14 protein-coding genes are annotated in these 14,589 nt (G+C 66.6%); 2 read left to right on the top strand and 12 right to left on the bottom strand.

Features of this window, described 5'->3' with window-relative positions; all coding sequences use genetic code 11:
• Positions 1-86: 86 nt before the first annotated feature.
• From IE187_RS16150 to IE187_RS16130, 5 genes are all read right to left on the bottom strand, one after another.
• Positions 87-1,259, bottom strand: a complete 1,173-nt coding sequence (locus IE187_RS16150) for a zinc-dependent alcohol dehydrogenase (protein WP_189677082.1) — start codon at positions 1,257-1,259, stop codon at positions 87-89.
• 300 nt (positions 1,260-1,559) lie between these two features.
• A complete protein-coding gene (locus IE187_RS16145; RefSeq protein ID WP_189677081.1) occupies positions 1,560-2,969 on the bottom strand; it encodes a M20/M25/M40 family metallo-hydrolase in 1,410 nt (469 codons plus the stop codon).
• Between the two features lie 99 nt (positions 2,970-3,068).
• Positions 3,069-4,019 (bottom strand): aspartyl protease family protein, encoded by a 951-nt coding sequence (locus tag IE187_RS16140; RefSeq protein WP_189677080.1) that lies wholly within the window; start codon positions 4,017-4,019, stop codon positions 3,069-3,071.
• 40 nt (positions 4,020-4,059) lie between these two features.
• Positions 4,060-6,474 (bottom strand): ligase-associated DNA damage response DEXH box helicase, encoded by a 2,415-nt coding sequence (locus IE187_RS16135; protein WP_268249520.1) that lies wholly within the window; start codon positions 6,472-6,474, stop codon positions 4,060-4,062.
• A gap of 52 nt (positions 6,475-6,526) precedes the next feature.
• On the bottom strand, positions 6,527-7,195 hold the full coding sequence (locus IE187_RS16130) for a hypothetical protein (RefSeq protein ID WP_229839452.1): 669 nt from the start codon (positions 7,193-7,195) through the stop codon (positions 6,527-6,529).
• 175 nt (positions 7,196-7,370) lie between these two features.
• Here IE187_RS16130 and IE187_RS16125 point away from each other — a divergent pair, with 175 nt between their 5' ends.
• A complete protein-coding gene (locus IE187_RS16125) occupies positions 7,371-8,369 on the top strand; it encodes a ligase-associated DNA damage response exonuclease (RefSeq protein ID WP_189677079.1) in 999 nt (332 codons plus the stop codon).
• A 74-nt stretch (positions 8,370-8,443) separates the two neighbouring features.
• Here IE187_RS16125 and IE187_RS16120 read toward each other — a convergent pair whose 3' ends face one another.
• Positions 8,444-8,776, bottom strand: coding sequence for a hypothetical protein (locus tag IE187_RS16120; RefSeq protein ID WP_189677078.1), 333 nt, complete (start codon positions 8,774-8,776; stop codon positions 8,444-8,446).
• 193 nt (positions 8,777-8,969) lie between these two features.
• Between IE187_RS16120 and IE187_RS16115 the strand changes: the two genes are divergently transcribed.
• The gene (locus IE187_RS16115; protein WP_229839451.1) at positions 8,970-9,290 is read left to right on the top strand and encodes a tetratricopeptide repeat protein; all 321 of its coding nucleotides are present in this window, start codon (positions 8,970-8,972) and stop codon (positions 9,288-9,290) included.
• Between the two features lie 71 nt (positions 9,291-9,361).
• Here the strand turns inward: IE187_RS16115 and rpoN are convergent, their stop codons facing one another.
• The 6 genes from rpoN to IE187_RS16085 form a co-directional block, all read right to left on the bottom strand.
• Positions 9,362-10,867, bottom strand: coding sequence for an RNA polymerase factor sigma-54 (gene rpoN, locus IE187_RS16110; RefSeq protein WP_189677076.1), 1,506 nt, complete (start codon positions 10,865-10,867; stop codon positions 9,362-9,364).
• A gap of 115 nt (positions 10,868-10,982) precedes the next feature.
• Complete coding sequence (gene lptB / locus IE187_RS16105; protein ID WP_133191733.1) at positions 10,983-11,759, bottom strand: LPS export ABC transporter ATP-binding protein; 777 nt, start codon at positions 11,757-11,759, stop codon at positions 10,983-10,985.
• Between the two features lie 128 nt (positions 11,760-11,887).
• Positions 11,888-12,427: an LptA/OstA family protein gene (locus tag IE187_RS16100; RefSeq protein ID WP_189677075.1), complete on the bottom strand. Its 540-nt coding sequence runs from the start codon at positions 12,425-12,427 to the stop codon at positions 11,888-11,890.
• Between the two features lie 5 nt (positions 12,428-12,432).
• Positions 12,433-13,080: an LPS export ABC transporter periplasmic protein LptC gene (gene lptC / locus IE187_RS16095; protein ID WP_189677074.1), complete on the bottom strand. Its 648-nt coding sequence runs from the start codon at positions 13,078-13,080 to the stop codon at positions 12,433-12,435.
• Between the two features lie 26 nt (positions 13,081-13,106).
• Entirely contained in the window at positions 13,107-13,727 is a 621-nt protein-coding gene (locus IE187_RS16090) for a ribonuclease D (protein ID WP_133191730.1), read from the bottom strand.
• Between the two features lie 56 nt (positions 13,728-13,783).
• A complete protein-coding gene (locus tag IE187_RS16085) occupies positions 13,784-14,566 on the bottom strand; it encodes a TerC family protein (RefSeq protein WP_189677073.1) in 783 nt (260 codons plus the stop codon).
• Positions 14,567-14,589 lie beyond the last annotated feature (23 nt).

Here is a 14,589-nt window from a genome sequence, read left to right as displayed (position 1 = left end):
TCACAGCGCGATCCGCCGACACAAAACGCCCCCCACCGGCATGGCCGACGGAGGGCGTTTCGCAGCGCAAGGGGTCGCAGCGTGCCTTACGGCCGCAGCACCACCTTGATCACCCCGTCCTCCTTGTCGCGGAACTTCTTGTACATCTCTGGCGCATCCTCGAGGCTCGCCGGGTGCGTCACGACGAAGCTCGGGTCGATGTCGCCCGCCTCGATCCGCGCGAGCAGCGGCGCGGTATAGGCCTGGACGTGGGTCTGGCCGGTCTTGATCGTCAGCCCCTTGTTCATCAACGCGCCGAGCGGGACCTTGTCGCCCATCCCGACATAGACGCCGGGGATCGACACCGTGCCGCCCATCCGGCAGCTCATGATCGCTTCGCGCAGCACATGGATGCGATCGGTGGCGAGGCCGATCGTCGCCTTGGTCTTGTCGAGCACCGCATCGAAGCTGCCATGGCCCGAGGCCTCGGCGCCGACCGCGTCGATGCAGCTGTCGGGGCCGCGGCCCTTGGTGCGGAATTGCAGCTCGTCATAAACGTTCTCGGTCTCGCTGAAATCGATCGTCTCGGCGCCGCCGGCTTGCGCCATCAGCAGCCGCTCGGGCACTTCGTCGATCGCGATGACGCGGCCCGCACCCAGCATCAGCGCCGAGCGGATCGCGAACTGGCCTACTGGACCGCAGCCCCAGATCGCGACCGTGTCGCCGGGTTCGATCTGCGCATTCTCGGCGGCCATGTATCCGGTCGGGAAGATGTCGGAGAGGAACAGGGCTTGCTCGTCGGTGACGCTGTCGGGCACCTTGATCGGGCCGATATCGGCCATCGGCACGCGGAGGTATTCCGCCTGGCCGCCGCAATAGCCGCCGAGCATATGGCTGAAGCCGAACAGGCCGGCGGGCGAATGGCCCATCGCCTTGATCGCCAGCTCGGCATTGGGGTTGGTGCGCTCGCACGCCGAGAACAGGCCCTTGCGGCAGAAGAAGCAATCGCCGCAGCTGATCGTGAAGGGGACGACAACGCGGTCGCCGATCTTGAGGTTGGTCACTTCCGAGCCCAGCGCGACGACTTCGCCCATGTTCTCGTGGCCGAGGATGTCGCCGGCCTGCATCGTCGGCTGGTAGCCGTCGAGCAGATGGAGATCCGACCCGCAGATCGCGCAGGCGGTGACCTTGATGATCGCATCGCGCGGATGCTGGATTTCGGGATCCTTGACGGTGTCGACGCGAACGTCGCCTTTGCCGTGCCATACCAATGCGCGCATTTCTTTTCTCCGGTCGCTGGATGCTTCCGCCGGGGGTGCGGAAGCGTTTTCATGCGGCCTAACGCGTCAGGGTGCGGATTGGGGGGCGTAAGCTTTTGTTTTTTGGGCTGATCGGGATCAGGTTGGGGACAAAGCGCGGCCTTCGCGTTCTTCAGGGAAGGCGTGGACCCCACCCACCGACGTCACCCCGGCCTTGTGCCGGGGCCCACCGAGACGCGCGTCCTGCCGCCGCAGCACATGCGGCGGGTGGGCCCCGGCACAAGGCCGGGGTGACGGTTTGGGGGTGTTGCGGATCGGGCGCTAGCCGGCGTAGGCCTTGACCAAATCAAACAGATAATCGCGCCCGTCATACAACGACTTCACGTTCATCCGCTCGTTGAGCCCATGCGCGCGGTTGAAGTCGCCGGTCATGAAGATGCCGGGCACGCCGTAGACCGGGATCCCGATCCCCTCGAAGAAGATGCCGTCGGTCGCGCCGGTCGACATCAAGGGCAGGATCGTCATGCCGGGAAAGTGCTTGGCCGCCACCGCCTGCGCCGGGCCCATCACCTTGGGGTCGAGGCTCGGCGGCACGGCAACGGGGCGGATCGGCGCGTTGGCGCTGACCTTCACCGCGGCGCCGGCGAGCGCCTGCAGCTTGGCGAGCGTCCCCTCGACGGTCTCGCCCGGGAAGATGCGGCAGTTGATGTTGGCGGTGGCGCGCTGCGGGAGCGCGTTCTCGGCGTGGCCGGCGCTGAGCAGTGTCGCGACGCAGGTGGTGCGCAGTGTCGAGTGGAAGGTCTTGTCGGTGCTGACGATCTTGTCGGCGGCGGTGTCGGCTGGGTTGGCGACGAGTTTCAACATCGCGTCGCGCATCTCGGGCGGTTGCGCCAAGGCGGCGCCCTTGAAGAAGGCGCGCGTCGTGTCGGTGAATTTGATCGGGAATTCGTAGCCCCTAATCGCCTCGATCGCGTCGGCGAGCTGGTAGATCGCGTTGGTCGGCACGGGCTGCGAGCTGTGGCCGCCGGGGTTGGTGGCGGTGAGCGTGAAGTTCTGCGAGGCCTTCTCGCCGACTTGCATGAACATCGCGAGGCGCTTGCCGTCGTCGGTCATCTGGCCGCCGCCGCCTTCGTTGAGGCCGAATTCGGCGGCGATCAGGTCGGGCTTGTTCTTGGCGAGCCACTGCGCGCCGTTGAAGGCGAAGGTGGTCTCCTCGCCGCAGGTGAGCGCGAGCTTGATCGTGCGCTTGGGGCGGTAGGTCTGCTGCTTGAAGCGGATCAGGCTGTCGGCCCAGATCGCCGCCATCGCCTTGTCGTCGGTGCTGCCGCGGGCGTAATAATAGCCGTCCTCCTCGATCAGCTTGAACGGATCGCGCGTCCAGTCCTCGCGCTTGGCCTCGACCACGTCGAGATGCGCGAGGAGCAGCATCGGCTTGGCCTTGGCGTCGCTCCCCATGAGGATCGCGACGAGGCCGCCTTCCTTGGGATGATCGGGGACGCTGAAATAGGTCAAGTCGGAATCGGCGAAGCCTGCCGCCTTCAATCGCGCGCCGATCTGCGCGGCGGCGGTGGTGCAGCTTCCCGAGGACAGCGTGGTGTTGGTCTCGACCAGCTCCCTGTAGAGGCCGAGATAGGCCTTCTGGTCGGGGCGGTCCTGCGCGGTGGCGGCGCTGGCGAGCGCGGTGGTAGCGAGCAGACTGGTGGCGAGGATCTTGGTGATGCGTGCGAACATTGGGGCCCCCTGTGTTTGGCACGAGGCTAGCGTGGTGGCGGGGGAACGCAACGGCGCGAGTCAAAAGCGCCTCCCCTGAACGGGAGGTGCGAAAAAAGGTTATGGCGCCTTTGGCTGCGCGAGGCGCAGTTCGCGATTGGCGAAGTCGATCCGCACGCGGCCGAACAGCCGCAGTGCATCCATGCCGAGCAGCAACGCGGGCCGGTCGTGCAGCCCGAGCCGCGCGAAGGGGGCGGCATCGACGAACGCCACCTGCAGATTGGCAAAGCTGATCTCGCCGAAGTGCACGCGGTCGAGCAGCGCCTGCTCGGCCTGGAGCGAGGCGCCGGTGACGCTGAGCACGCTTACCGCCGTCACCGCGCTGCTCGACGGCGCGGCAAGCCGGCGGAGCGCGAGATTGCCCATGCTGGTATCGGCGCCGGTGTCGATCACCACGCGCACGGTGCGCCCGCGATAGCTCGCATCGGTGACGACGAGCTGGCCGAGCAGATTCTTCGCGCGGATGACGATATCGTCGGGGCCGAAGCGCTCCTTGCGCAGCCGCTTGGTCGAGGGGATGACGGTCATCGTCTGCGCGGCGAAGTCGATCGTCACGGCATGGCCTTGCAGCGTGTCGATCCCGACCAGGCCGGCGGCGCCGAGATTGCGCGCAACGAGCGCGGGCGCCTCGATCCCGCGCGTCGACAGCCGCGCGCCACCGCCCGGCGATCCGATCTGCAGATCGGGGATGACGACGGTGCCGAATTGCGCCGACCCCGCCATCGCGGTGACATGGACGCTCTTCCCGGGCACCAGGCCAAGCTTGGCGGCGAGTTCGCGCGCGATCACGGTCCGCTCGGCGCCGGTGTCGACGATGAAGCGATACGGGCCGGCCGGACCGATCGTCACCGGCACGGTCATGCGAAGGCCCTCGGAGACGAAATCGAGCTGCTCGGCAGGGTTTTGCTGCAGCTCATGCTGCGCAACAGGCGAGGCCGCTGGGGTCGGCACAGGCTGGGGCTGGGCCAGCGCCGCGGCGATCGGGACAGCGACAAGCAGCACCGGGTTCATGGCGACAAACTACGCCCGTTTCGGCCGCTCGCCAAGCCGATCAGTCGAGCCGCATCGCCTCCTCGGCGAGCGCCTCGGCCTCGATCAGCAGCGCGTCGTCGGCGAGTCCCGTGGCGATCTTCTCGCGGCCGATCAGCGTGAGCACGGGCACCGCGAGTGGCGACACGCGGTCGAGATCGACGTGGAGCATCGTGTCGACCGCGCGATCGAGCAGGTCGGCCAAGCGCCCGACATCGGTCATGCGCGCGCGCGCGTCGGCCCAGGCGGCTTCGAGCAGCAAATGGCCGGGCTCGTATTTGCGCAGCACGTCGTAGATCAGGTCGGTCGAGAAGGTGACTTGCTTGCCGGTCTTGCGCTTGCCGGGGTGCTGGCGCTCGACGAGGCCACCGATCACCGCGACCTCGCGGAAGGCGCGTTTGAGCAGCGCCGAACTTTGCACCCAGTCGACGAACTCGTCCTCGAGAATGTCGGGCGAGAAGAGCGCTTGCGGGTCGGTGATCGGCTCGAGCCCGTAACAGGCGAGCGCATAATCGTTCGAGACGAAGCCGAGCGGTTTGAGCCCCATCGTCTCCATCCGGCGCGTGACGAGCATCCCGAGCGACTGGTGCGCGTTCCAGCCCTCGAAGCTGTAGGCGACCATGTAATGCCGTCCCTCGCGCGGGAAGGTCTCGACGAGCAATTGCCCGGGCGCGGGAAGCGTCGAGCGGCGCTGCTGCATTTCGAGCCATTCGCGCACGTCGTCGGGAAAGCGCGGCCATTCGGACGGATCGGCGAGGAAACCGCGGACGCGCTGCGCGAGGTTGGTCGACATCGCCATCCGCGCGCCGCCATAGGTCGGGATCCGCGCGGGGCGTGCGGTCGCGCGGACGAGCAGGTCCTCGGTGTCCATCCCCATCACTTCGAGGCTCATGCCCGCAAAGAAGAAGGTGTCGCCGGGGCTGAGCGTCGCGGCAAACCCCTCCTCGACCTTGCCGAGCGAGCGGCCGTTCTTGAAGCGGACGGTGAGCATCGTGGCCTCGACGATGATCCCGGCGTTCAATCGATGCTGCGCAACAAATTTGGGATGGCTGACGCGCCAGCTGCCATCGGCATCCTGCGTCAGCCGTTTGAACTTGTCATAGGCCTGGAGCGCATAGCCGCCGTCGCGGATGAAGCCGAGCACGCGGCTGAAGGTCGCATCGGTCAGCGCGGAATAGGGCAAGGCCGAGCGGATCTCGTCGAGCATCTCGGCTTCCTGGAACGGCGCGGCGCAAGCGCAGGCCATGATATGCTGCGCCAGCACGTCGAGCCCGCCTTGCCGGAAGATGTCGGGGTCGAGCTCGCCCGCATCGACCGCATCGAGCGCTGCACGCGCTTCGAGATATTCGAAGCGGTTGCCGGGGACGAGCACCGCCTCCGATGCCTCGTCCATACGGTGATTGCTGCGCCCGATCCGCTGCAGCAATCGCGACGATCCTTTCGGCGCGCCCATCTGGATGACACAATCGACATCGCCCCAATCGACCCCCAGGTCGAGGCTGGCGGTCGCGACGAGGCCGCGCAATTTGCCGTCGGCCATCGCGCCCTCGACCTTGCGGCGGGCTTCGAGCGACAGCGAGCCGTGGTGGATGCCGATCGGCAAGCTCATTGCGTTGACCTTCCACAAATCCTGGAAGATCAGCTCGGCCAAGCTGCGCGTGTTGCAGAAGACGATCGAGGTCTTGTGCGTCTCAATCTCGGCCATCACTTGCTCGGCGGCATAGCGGCCCGAATGGCCCGACCAGGGAACGCGGCCCTCGGGCAGCAGGATCGCGATGTTGGCGGGGACGCCGGGCTCGCCCTGCACCAGATCGACCGTATCGATATCGCCATCGGGGGCGAGCCAGGCGCGATAGCCGTCGGCGTCGGCCACCGTCGCCGACAGCGCGACGCGGCGCAGGTCGGGGGCGAGGCGTTGCAGCCGTGCCATGCACAGCGACAGCAGATCGCCGCGCTTGCCGGTGGCGAAGGCGTGGACTTCGTCGACGACGATCGTCCTGAGATTCTCGAAGATCAGCCCGCTGTCAGGGTAACTGAGCAACAGGCTGAGCGATTCGGGCGTGGTCAGCAGGATCTGCGGCGGCTTGATCCGCTGGCGCGCCTTGCGGTCCGAGGGGGTGTCGCCGGTGCGCGTCTCGACGCGGATGTCGAGGCCCATCTCGGCGATCGGGGTCAGCAGGTTGCGCTGGACGTCGACTGCGAGCGCCTTGAGCGGCGAAACGTAGAGCGTGTGAAGGCCTTGCGTCGGGGTCTCGATCAGTTCGGTCAGCGTCGGGAGGAACCCCGCCAGCGTCTTGCCAGCACCAGTGCTCGCGACGAGCAGGCCGTGATGCCCCGCCCGCGCAACGTCGAGCATCGCCAACTGGTGCGCGCGGGGAGCCCAGCCCTTGGCAGCGAACCAGTCGGTGATCGGGGCGGGAAGGTCGGATACGCTCACTCCCCCGATATGGGGTGCGCGACGCGGCAATGACCAGCCCCGCGCGCGCGAGTCACCGAATTGCGCGATACTCGCTGTAGCTCGTGCTGGTTTGCATCGTCCCGGCCTTGCCCATCATCGCGCCCGTCAGCGCGCTGGTCGCGTCCGACGGGACGACAATGCCATCGCCGAGCAGACGATAGCGCTGATCGACCGTGATGCTGCGCAGCGAGGCGACGAGCATTACGCTGAAGCTCTTGTTCGACGTCATCCGCACGCGCTCGACGAACGGCACCGCGCCGCTGGTGTTGACCAAAGCCTCGACCTGCGTATCGGCCGACGCATCGTGCGACCCGATCTTGAAGGTGCCTGCGGGCAGCCGGGCAAAGCGGTAGAGCACGCCGCCGCCGACCTCGCTGCGCGTCGCGGGGCTGCCGAACCACGCCGCCAGTTCCGCATAGGACGGGATCGGCCCGTGATTGGCCTTGCGTGACTTGGCGATTTCCTTGGGGGTCGGCGCACGGCCGTCGATGCTGATCAACGACCAGCGCTCGGCGGGCGCGCGGCTGGGGTCGAACTGCTCGACATAGGTTTTCCGCGGAGCGCCGGTCCGCTCGAACGCGAGCGTGCGGCGAAAGGCATGACGCACGGTCGGCGTGGCGCGGGCGGTCGCGACGATCCGGGTCTGCAGCGCGTCGGCGTGCGCGGCGGTGACGGGCATGGCCGCTGCCAGCGCGATCATGCCGAGGCCAAACATCTTGCTGTTATGGCGGGTCGGCAGGGCGGAAGGTAAAGGGACGCAAGTCATGCCGTACCGATCCTACAGCAATGGGGCCAATCCAAGGCGCACCCAAATCCCGCTACCCGCGCGGAGAGGGAGATTTGGAACTCAAACGCGTCCCACCCATATAGCCATGATGGCAAAGCTCGGCGACTGGATCGAACCCCACCCGCACGGAATCTACGTGAAGCCCGCCGATGTGTGGATCGATCCGTCGCGCCCCTCCCCCGTCGCGCTCGTCACGCACGGCCATGCCGATCACGCGCGTGGCGGGCACGACGCGGTGTGGGCGACGCCCGAGACGCTCGCGATCATGGACGCGCGCTATGGGCCGCAACCCGGCAACCCCGTGGCCTATGGCGAAAGCCACACCTTCGGCGACGTCAAGGCCACCTTCGTTCCCGCGGGGCACGTGCTCGGCTCGGCACAAATCCTGCTCGAATATCGTGGCGAGCGAGTCGTCGTGTCGGGCGATTACAAGCGCCGCGCCGACCCGACCTGCGCTGGCTTTCAGCCGGTCAAATGCGAAGTGTTCATCACCGAGGCGACGTTTGGATTGCCCGTCTTCCGCCACCCCGAGACCGGCGACGAGATCGACAAGCTGACCGCCGCGCTCCACGCCAATCCGACGCGCTGCGTGCTCGTCGGCGCGTACGCGCTCGGCAAGGCGCAGCGCGTCATCGCCGAACTGCGCGCGCGCGGCCATGACGCGCCAATCTATATCCACGGCGCGCTCGAGAAACTGTGCGCGCTGTACCAGGCACACGGCGTCGAGCTTGGCGAGCTGCGCCCCGCGACGGTCGCGAACAAGGCCGAAATGATGGGCCATGTCGTGATCGCGCCACCCGGTGCGATGGCCGATCGCTGGTCGCGCCGCCTGCCCGATCCGATCACCGCGATGGCATCGGGTTGGATGCGTGTACGCCAGCGCGCGGTGCAGCGCGGGGTCGAGCTGCCGCTGATCCTGTCGGACCACGCCGATTGGGACGAACTGACCGACACTTTGACCGAGATCGCGCCCAAGGAAGTGTGGGTGACGCATGGCCGCGAGGATGCATTGGTGCATTGGTGCCAGACGCGCCAGATCAAGGCGCGTGCGCTCGCGCTGTCGGGCTATGAGGATGAGGACGACTGAGCGATCGCGCTGGACTGCACGCCCTAACATAAAGCGGCGCCGCCTACCAAATAATCGGCAGCGCCCCTGGACGATTACAGCTTCAGGTGATTGCGGCCGCGCTGGCTATCATGCTTTTGATGCGTGATTGCGCGGTCGGCTTCGGCCTGGCGATCGTGGATCATGCGCTTGTCGGCAGGCGTCAGGCGACCGCCGTGGCCCGCGCGTTGCCGCGCTTCGAGTCGGTCGATCGAGCGCTGCTGCGCCTTCAACCGTGCGCTCTCGGCGCGCGTGAGCTTGCCCGAGCGATCGCCCGCGTCGGTGCGACGCTCCTGGTTTAGCTGGCGCAAATTGACCTGGGCGATGGCGGGCAGCGCCGCACTCAGCGTCACCGTCGCGGCGAGCATCGCCATAATTGCCTTACGCATTGAGATTGCTTCGTGAATTCGAGCCGCCCACCCTCAACGCGCCACGCGCCGCTTCTATCATACGGTCGCGCGATCGGTGAATTCGAGCGGTGGGAATGCCCTGCTCATAGGATTGTCACGTAAGTGAATTTATTGCTTCACATATCTGCAATATATGTCATCATTCTGTAACAGACTAATGTGGAGACTGATGATGACCCTGAAATTCGCTATCGCCATCCTTGTCGCAGGCGCGGCCGTCGTTCCGGCCGCAGCGGCGCCAACGCGCGATCCCGCCGCTGCCGTGCGCACGCTCGAAACCGTATCGCAGCTCTCGCCAAACGACGGTGGTGTCGCGATCGAGCTCGCCGCCGCCTATCAGCGCGCCGGCCGCACCGCCGACGCCAATACCGCGCTGCGTCGTGCGCTCACGCTCGACAATGCGATGCTCGAAACGCCGACCGGCGATGCCGTCTGGTCGCACCAGGTCGCCAAGCGCGCGCTCGCACGCGACGTTGCGCTGACCGCACGTTGAGCCTGTGGCCGGCCTGACTTCGGTCGGGCCGGCTCGCGCTTTCGATTAGGCGCGCCCTTTACGCGCCCCCGTTATGCGCCCTCGAGTGCCCGCGCCCGCCGGCGCTGCACCGACGATCCGATCCCGAGCGCCTCGCGATATTTCGCGACCGTGCGCCGCGCGATGTCGAAGCCCTTGGCGTTGAGCAATTCGACCAACGTGTCGTCCGACAGGATCTTGTCGCCCTCCGCCCCGATCAGCGCCTTGATCGCCGATTTGACCGCTTGTGCAGACACCGCCTCGCCGCCTTCGGACGACTGGATCGCCGAGGTGAAGAAGTATTTGAGCTCATAGAGCCCGCGCGCGCACGACAGATATTTGTTGCTGGTGACGCGCGACACCGTCGATTCGTGCATCTCGATCGCGTCGGCGACCTGGCGCAGCGTCAGCGGCTTCAACTGCGCGACGCCGTGGAGGAAGAACCCCTCCTGCTGCTTCACGATCTCGGCGGCGACCTTGATGATCGTGCGCTGGCGCTGGTCGAGCGCTTTCACCAGCCAGTTGGCACTGGCGAGCATGTCGCCGAGCCACGCCTTGCTCGCCTTGTCGCCGCGTGCGCTCGACAGTTCGGTATAATAGCTGCGGTTGACGAGCACGCGCGGCAGCGTGGCTGCGTTGATCTCGATTCCCCAGCCGTCCTTGCGCTTGGCGACGAACAGATCGGGCACCACGGCCTGGGTCGGTTCGCCGCCGAAACGGCAGCCGGGCTTGGGATCATAGCCGCGGAGTTCGCGGATCATGTCGGCCAAGTCTTCGTCATCGACGTTGCACAGCCGGCGAAGCCGCGTGAGATCGCCGCGCGCGACGAGATCGAGATTGTCGATCAGCCGCGCCATGCACGGATCGTAGCGGTCGGCTTCCTTGGCTTGGAGCGCGAGGCACTCGGCGAGATCGCGCGCGCCGACGCCGGTCGGCTCGAAGGTCTGGATGATGGCGAGCACTTGCTCGACCCGCGCCAGCGGCACGCCGAGCCGAGTCGCGATGTCGAGCAGCGACGCGGTGAGATAGCCGCATTCGTCGATCTGATCGATCAGATGCGCGGCAATGAACAAGTCGGCGCCTTCGATAGCGGTGCCGGCCTGCGCGAGCAGATGGTCCGACAGGCTGAGGCCGGTATCGGCGAAGCTGTCGAAATCGGGGCCGTCCTCGCCCGTCCCGCCGCCGCTGCTTGCGCCGTTGAGACCGAGCGACCCGTCCATCCCCGCGCCCCCCGCCTGATCGGCTGGGCTGTCATGGTGGAAGCTCTCGGCGGTGAAATCGACGTCGAGCGAGGCCTCGCCCGAATCGCCACCAGCCAGCAGGAGTTCGTCGGCGGTGGCGGGTTGGTCGCGGATCGGGGCGTCGGGTTCACGGTCCTGCGTCGGGCCGTCGTCTTCGGGCGCGCTCGCCTCGAGCAAGGGATTGCGCTCGATCTCCTCGGCGAGGAAACCCTCGACCTCGAGGTTCGACAGCGCGAGCAGGCGGATCGCCTGCTGCAGCTGCGGCGTCATCACCAGCGATTGCGACTGGCGAAGATCGAGGCGCGGCGCGAGACTCACCGATTCGTCGCCCCGGCGTAGGCCGGGGCCGCTGCGTTCGACGCGCCCGCTCCACCAGACAACCCAGCGGCCCAGGCCTGCGCCGGGGCGACGAGGGAGGTGGCGTCCACCATGATCAGAGCGAGAAGCCCTCGCCGAGATACAGCCGCCGGACATTGGCGTCGGCGACAAGCTCGGCGGGCGAGCCGGTGAACAGCACGCGGCCGTCATAGATGATGTACGCGCGGTCGACGATCTCGAGCGTCTCGCGCACGTTGTGATCGGTGATCAGCACGCCGATGCCGCGCTTCTTCAATTCGCAGATCAGGTCACGAATGTCGGCGATCGACAGCGGGTCGATCCCCGCGAAGGGCTCGTCGAGCAACATGATCGACGGATCGGCGGCAAGCGCCCGCGCGATCTCGGCGCGGCGGCGCTCGCCGCCCGACAGTGCCATCGATGGGGAATCGCGCAACCGCGTCAGGCCGAACTCGTCGAGCAGCGTATCGAGCCGGAGCGCGCGCTGCGCCTTGTCGGGCACGGCGAGCTCGAGCACGCTGAGGATGTTCTGTTCGACCGTCATCCCGCGGAAGATCGAGGTTTCCTGCGGGAGATACCCGAGGCCGAGGATCGCGCGGCGGTACATCGGCAGGCCGGTAATGTCGTTGCCGTCGAGCATGATGCGGCCCGAATCGGGCTTCACCAGCCCCATCACCGAATAGAAGCACGTCGTCTTGCCCGCCCCGTTCGGCCCGAGCAGCCCGACCACTTCGCCCTTGGCGACCGACACCGAAACGTCGGTCAGCACGCTGCGCTTGTCGTACGATTTGGCGATCGACACGACCGACAGCCCATCATTCACCGGCTGCTCGGCGATCGGCGGCGCGCTGTCGAGGGTCATGGTGTCGCTCATCGGGGCGTGCTCGCAGTTTAGAGTTAGCGAAGGGTTAACCGCACGGCATCTGGCAGGCTTCGTGCATGCCTATACGCCATTCGCACCGCGCGGGATAGCAGCGGGCGCCGAATTGCCCCGCTTTCGCGTCAGTTACGCTTGGGGACCGAGAAGGTCCCGCTGACGCGACCGCCGCTGCTCGTCGTGGTGCCGGCCTTGCCGCCACCGCCGCCGCCGACCGACGAGCCGTCGATCACTGCGCGACCGGTATCGAGGTTGATCGTCAGGCGCCCGCCATTGACGGTGTTACCCGCCTGGATCAGCGTAACCGCGCCGAGCATCGTCACGACGCGCTTGTTGAGATCGTACACCGCGAAGTTGCTGCGCGCGGTCTGGTCGGGCCGAGTCACGACGACATTCCCCGCCGCGTCGAGTCGCGACACCTGCGGGCTGCCATCGACGACCTGGCCGGTATAGGCGACCGTCATCCGCGCCGCATTGAGCGTCATTTCGGCCTGCTTTACCGACACGCTGCCCGACAGCAGCGCGCGATTGGCCTTGTCCTGCAACTCGATATGGTCGGCGCTGAAGTTGATCGGCGCGGCCGAATTGTGCGCCGTCTGTGCGCTCACGACCGCCGCCCCCGACAGAACGAGCGAAACGGCGAAAAAGGCGAGAAGGCGCTGCATCGGGACTATCTCTTCTTTCGCGGGATGATCTGCAAGTGCGCATTACCATCGAGCCGCACGATATGATTGACCAGATCGGCATTGAGCTGGTTGCCGCTGAAGGTGCCCTGCGGCACCGAGCCCGTCACCGCGCCGCCGCTCTTCATCGTCCGGGTCTTGAGATCGACCGTCGAATCCTGCGTGACGAGGCGGTAGCCACCGCTGCCGTTGACGCGCACCGGGCCGTCGATCGTCACTTGCTGCTTGTCCATGTCGTAATGGCCATGCTCGCCGACGATGTTGGCAGGACCGTCCTTGAGCCCGATTTCCGCGGTAAGCTTCTCGAGCTTGACGATCGGTTCCGCCGAACTCTTCTGCACCGCCGACCCCGCGGTCAGCGCGAAGGCCTGGCCCTTGTCGTCCTCGCCCTTGTAGCTCGCCGACTGGACGCGCAGCCGCTCCTTGGCGACCTCGACCTTTTTCTTGTCGAGCAGGAAGCTGACATCGCCGCCCGAATAGAGCGGGAGCACGACGACGAACGCGGCGAGCACGCCGATCAGGATCGGCAGCACGATGCGCAGCGTGCCGATCACGCGGTCGTGGCTACTGCCCGGCGCCGCCCATACCTTGCGCGAATCGCGAATCGCGCGCGCGTCGGACCGCGCGTCAGACATGGGGCTGCTCCCCGCCGCGGCTGGCATCACATGTGCGCAAAGATGTCGACTTCCGGCCAGCCGGCAATGTCGAGCTCGGCGCGCCACGGCAGGAACTGGAAGCACGCCTGCGCGAGTTCCATCCGGCCTTCGCGGACGAGGCGGCGGTCGAGCTCCTCGCGCATCGCGTGGAGATAGCGCACGTCGGACGCGGCATAATCCTTTTGTGCCTCGCTCAGCACCGGGCCGCCCCAGTCGGACGATTGCTGCGCCTTGGAGATATCCTGGCCGAGCAATTCGCGCACCAGCTCCTTGAGCCCGTGGCGATCGGTATAGGTGCGCACCAGCCGCGAGGCGATCTTGGTGCAATAGACCGGCGCTGCGGTCACTTCGAGATAATGGCTGATCGCCGCGAGATCGAACCGCCCGAAGTGGAACAGCTTCACGCGCGCCGGGTCGGCGAGTAACGCGCGCAGATTGGGCGCGGCATAATCGCTATGGGGCGAGAAGCGGACGAGATGCTCGTCGGGGCCACCGTCGGACAGCTGTACCAGGCACAGCCGGTCGCGCGGCGTGATCAGCCCCATCGTCTCGGTATCGACCGCAATGTCGGCGCCGGGCGCGAACAGTTCGGCGGGGATGTCTTCTTCGTAAAGATGTACAGTCATCGCCCGGCCCTAGCGGCGAATGGGCCGCTGCTCAATGGGTGGGCTTGCGCTCACCCTCAATGCGACGGCGTGCGTCCCCGCGCGCGCCGCGCCGCGATGTTGAGCGCCTCGACCACACCCGAGAACGCCATCGCCGCATAGATATAGCCCTTGGGCACATGCACGCCGAAACCGTCGGCGATCAACACCGCGCCGATCATCAGCAGGAAGCCGAGCGCGAGCATGACCACGCTCGGATTGGCGGCGATGAAATTGGCGAGCGGCGTCGCTGCCAACAGCATCACGCCGACCGCGACCACCACCGCGACGATCATCACCGGCAGATCATCGGTCATGCCGATCGCGGTGAGGATCGAATCGATCGAGAACACCATGTCGAGCAGCAGGATCTGGACGATCGCCATGCCGAACGACAGCGCCGCGCCGGCCTTGCCGGGCGTCTCCTCGCTCGCTTCGTCGTGGTCGATCGTATGGTGGATCTCGGTGGTCGCCTTCCACAGCAGGAAGACGCCGCCCGCCATGAGGATCAGGTCGCGGACCGAGAACGCGGTTTCGAACGATGGCGCGCCGTGCGCATCGAGCATCCCCGTCAGCCCGAGATCGAAGACCGGCCGCACCAGCCCGGCGATCCAAGCGATGATCGACAGCAGACCGAGTCGCAGGACTAGCGCCAGGCCAATGCCGACTCGGCGGACCTTTTCGCGCTGCTCGGGCGGGAGCTTGTTCGACAGCAGCGAAATGAAAACCAGGTTATCGATCCCGAGCACAATCTCCATGACGATCAGCGTCGCCAGAGCGGCCCAGGCGGCGGGATCGGCGAGCAAGGCGGGGATCGACATGCCCGAGTCTGTGCCGTGCTTGC

Source organism: Sphingomonas glacialis (genome assembly GCF_014653575.1).
In the GTDB taxonomy this organism is placed as follows: domain Bacteria; phylum Pseudomonadota; class Alphaproteobacteria; order Sphingomonadales; family Sphingomonadaceae; genus Sphingomonas; species Sphingomonas glacialis.
This window is presented reverse-complemented; position numbering and strand designations above follow the sequence as displayed.

Excerpts from the sequence above, each read along its gene's own strand:
- IE187_RS16150 (WP_189677082.1), bottom strand. The coding sequence starts at position 1,259 with ATGCGCGCATTGGTATGGCACGGCAAAGGCGACGTTCGCGTCGACACC.
- IE187_RS16145 (WP_189677081.1), bottom strand. The coding sequence starts at position 2,969 with ATGTTCGCACGCATCACCAAGATCCTCGCCACCAGTCTGCTCGCTACC.
- IE187_RS16140 (WP_189677080.1), bottom strand. The coding sequence starts at position 4,019 with ATGAACCCGGTGCTGCTTGTCGCTGTCCCGATCGCCGCGGCGCTGGCC.
- IE187_RS16130 (WP_229839452.1), bottom strand. The coding sequence starts at position 7,195 with ATGATCGCGCTGGCAGCGGCCATGCCCGTCACCGCCGCGCACGCCGAC.
- IE187_RS16125 (WP_189677079.1), top strand. The coding sequence starts at position 7,371 with ATGGCAAAGCTCGGCGACTGGATCGAACCCCACCCGCACGGAATCTAC.
- IE187_RS16120 (WP_189677078.1), bottom strand. The coding sequence starts at position 8,776 with ATGCGTAAGGCAATTATGGCGATGCTCGCCGCGACGGTGACGCTGAGT.
- IE187_RS16115 (WP_229839451.1), top strand. The coding sequence starts at position 8,970 with ATGACCCTGAAATTCGCTATCGCCATCCTTGTCGCAGGCGCGGCCGTC.
- lptB (WP_133191733.1), bottom strand. The coding sequence starts at position 11,759 with ATGAGCGACACCATGACCCTCGACAGCGCGCCGCCGATCGCCGAGCAG.
- IE187_RS16100 (WP_189677075.1), bottom strand. The coding sequence starts at position 12,427 with ATGCAGCGCCTTCTCGCCTTTTTCGCCGTTTCGCTCGTTCTGTCGGGG.
- lptC (WP_189677074.1), bottom strand. The coding sequence starts at position 13,080 with ATGTCTGACGCGCGGTCCGACGCGCGCGCGATTCGCGATTCGCGCAAG.
- IE187_RS16090 (WP_133191730.1), bottom strand. The coding sequence starts at position 13,727 with ATGACTGTACATCTTTACGAAGAAGACATCCCCGCCGAACTGTTCGCG.
- IE187_RS16085 (WP_189677073.1), bottom strand. The coding sequence starts at position 14,566 with ATGTCGATCCCCGCCTTGCTCGCCGATCCCGCCGCCTGGGCCGCTCTG.